This is a genomic window from Streptomyces globisporus (assembly GCF_003501885.1).
Lineage (GTDB): Bacteria > Actinomycetota > Actinomycetes > Streptomycetales > Streptomycetaceae > Streptomyces > Streptomyces globisporus_D.
Window position 1 is genome coordinate 1 of record NZ_QWFA01000345.1, and the last position, 2,724, is coordinate 2,724.

The following is a 2,724-nucleotide window of genomic DNA, read 5'->3' on the forward strand; positions in this document are numbered from 1 at the left end:
CCTCGTCTACGCCCCCGCCCCCGCCCGGCGCCCCACCGTCGTCCAGGCGATCCACGACGCCGAGGGCCCCGCGCTGGTCGTCACTTCGGACCCCACGGTCTGGGCCGAGACGAAGGACGCCCGGTCCAAGCTCGGCCCGGTCCTCGTCTACGACCCGGGCCACCTCTGCGACACCCCCGCCCGCCTCCACTGGTCGCCCACCGCAGGCTGCGAGCGCCCCGACACCGCCGCCGCACGGGCCGCCGCCCTGCTCGCCCCGGTCCGCCCGCAGGCCAGGATCGACGCGGCGGTGGCCGACACGGCGCAGACGCTCCTCCAGTGCTGGCTGCACGCCGCTGCGGTGGACGGCCGCCCGTTCCGCCAGGTGGCCCGATGGGCCTCGGGGTCCGCCGCCCACGAACCGGTACGCCTCCTCCGTACGCACCCCAAGGCCGCGTCCGGACTCGCCGGGCTCCTGGAGTCCGCACTCACGGCCTATCCGGAACGGCGTGAGATGGCGCAGGAGTTGACCGTACGGGCCTTCTCGGCGCTCTCCTCGGTCCACATCCGCGAGGCGTGCACGGCCAACCGATCGGATGCGGCCGCGCTGGAATCTTTTGCCCGCGAGGGGGGAACGCTCTACCTGGTGGGCGAACCCATCGAGGATCCCCGCTCGCGCCCGGGCGCGATGCCCCTCCTCACCGCGCTCGCCGCAGACGTGGTCGAGCACGGCCGCCGCATGGCCGCACGGTCAACCGACGGTCGGCTCGACCCACCAATGACGCTCGTCCTGGACGACGTCGCGGCCGTGGCACCCCTTCCCCAGCTCCCGGAACTGCTGGCGACCGGCGAGACGCGGGGCATGCCCGCGCTGGTACTGCTCCGCTCCCAGGAACAGGGCCGAGCCCGCTGGCGGGAAACCCTGCACACACCGGCCCCGGGCATCGGCTAGCAGGACAAGCGGGCAGGCCGAGAACAGCACAAGCCAACCAGGGCCTCCCTACCCCTCCCGCCCGAGGACGTACTCCACCTCCTCCTCACCCCGGTCGCCCGGCGCCGGAATCCGCTGCCCCGAGGGGACGAAGCCGAACTTCCGGTAGAACGCGGCGGCCCGCGGGTTCCTCTCGTGCACGTAGAGGCGCACCCGCTCCATCCGGGGCACGGACAGCGACCAGGCCCACGCGACGGCCTCGCGGAACAACGCCTCGGTCACCCCGGTCCCCCGCACCTCGGGCCGGACGAACACACCGACCAGGTGCGCCTGGTCCACCGGCGATGCCTCCCCGAAGCGCACCTCGTCGTCCGGGCTCTCGACGAGCACGGTGACCGACCCCACCCACTCCCCGTCAGGCGACTCCGCGACGAACTGGCGGACTCGGCCGGGTCCGTCCTCGGCGGCATCGGCGGCACGCTGTTGCCAGAACACGTCCGGCTTCGCCGCAGCGTCCTCGTACGACTCCAGGAACGCCACCGGGGCCGCCGGATCCTGCAGAGCATCCAGCCGCAACTGTCTGACCTGCGGCCATTCCTCGGCCCGCACCACGCGCATCACATAATCCATCCCGCGATCCTCGCCCCCGACCCGCCTCACGTTCAACCGAGTACTCACCGAACCGGCACCCGCACGCACACGCACACGCACACGGCGCGGCACACCCCGCACCGCGTCGTACCCCGGTACTACGCCCGTCCCGACGTCCCGCCCCCGGTCGGACGACCGGCCGCCGCCGGCTCCGTAGCGTCGACCGCATGATCACGGCACACGGACTCACCAAGCGGTACGGCGACAGAACCGTCGTCCAGGACCTCGACTTCACCGTCCGCCCGGGCACGGTCACCGGTTTCCTCGGCCCCAACGGGGCGGGCAAGTCCACGACGATGCGCATGCTCCTCGGCCTCGACACCCCGACGCAGGGCCGCTCCACCGTCAACGGGCGCTCCTACGCCACCCACCCCGCGCCCCTCACCCAGGTCGGCGCCCTGTTGGAGGCCCGATCCGTCCACCCCGGCCGGTCCGCCTTCAACCACCTGATGGCGCTCGCCCACACCCACGGCATCCCCCGCCGCCGCGTCGAGGAGGTCATCGACCTCGCCGGGCTGACGGACGCCGCCCACCGCAGGGTGAAGGGCTTCTCCCTCGGCATGGGCCAGCGGCTCGGCGTCGCCGCGGCACTCCTCGGCGACCCTGCGACCGTCATCCTCGACGAACCGGTCAACGGCCTGGACCCCGAAGGCGTCCTGTGGATCCGTACTCTCCTGACCTCCCTCGCCGCCGAAGGCCGTACGGTCCTCGTCTCCTCCCACCTGATGAGCGAGATGGCCCTCACCGCCGACCACCTGATCGTCATCGGCCGGGGCAGACTCCTCGCCGACACCACGGTGGCCGAACTGATCCGGTCGGCAGGCGGGGCATCGGTCAGAGTCGTCACCCCCCAGCCGGAAAGGCTGGCAGCCCACCTCACGGCCCCGAACGTGACCGTCACAGTCGCCCCCGCCCCCATGTCCACCCCCGCGCCCGAAGCCCACGAGCTCCGGATCCGAGGAGTGGACGCGGCGCACATCGGACACGTGGCCGCCACGCACGCGATCGCCCTGCACGAACTCACGCCGCAGACCGTCTCGCTGGAGCAGGCGTTCATGGACCTCACGCAGGAATCGGTCGAGCACCGCCCGCAGCGACAGCACCAGCCGACACCAGCCACCGGAGCAGCAGCGTGACCACCACCCACCCCACCGCCCCGCCGC

Annotated in this window: 3 protein-coding genes; 2 read left to right on the plus strand and 1 reads right to left on the minus strand. The window is 72.7% G+C overall.

What is annotated here, in order from left to right:
• A partial coding sequence (locus D3105_RS33240) for a type IV secretory system conjugative DNA transfer family protein (protein ID WP_240647120.1) occupies nucleotides 1–931 on the plus strand: 931 nt, incomplete at its 5' end.
• A 48-nt stretch (nucleotides 932–979) separates the two neighbouring features.
• On the opposite strand, the gene D3105_RS33245 is transcribed toward D3105_RS33240, so the two are convergent.
• Nucleotides 980–1,540, minus strand: a complete 561-nt coding sequence (locus tag D3105_RS33245) for a GNAT family N-acetyltransferase (protein ID WP_118906533.1) — start codon at nucleotides 1,538–1,540, stop codon at nucleotides 980–982.
• A 188-nt stretch (nucleotides 1,541–1,728) separates the two neighbouring features.
• Between D3105_RS33245 and D3105_RS33250 the strand changes: the two genes are divergently transcribed.
• Nucleotides 1,729–2,697 carry an ABC transporter ATP-binding protein gene (locus D3105_RS33250; RefSeq protein ID WP_118906534.1) on the plus strand — a complete coding sequence of 323 codons (969 nt, stop codon included), beginning with the start codon at nucleotides 1,729–1,731 and terminating at the stop codon, nucleotides 2,695–2,697.
• The last annotated feature ends 27 nt before the right edge of the window (nucleotides 2,698–2,724 follow it).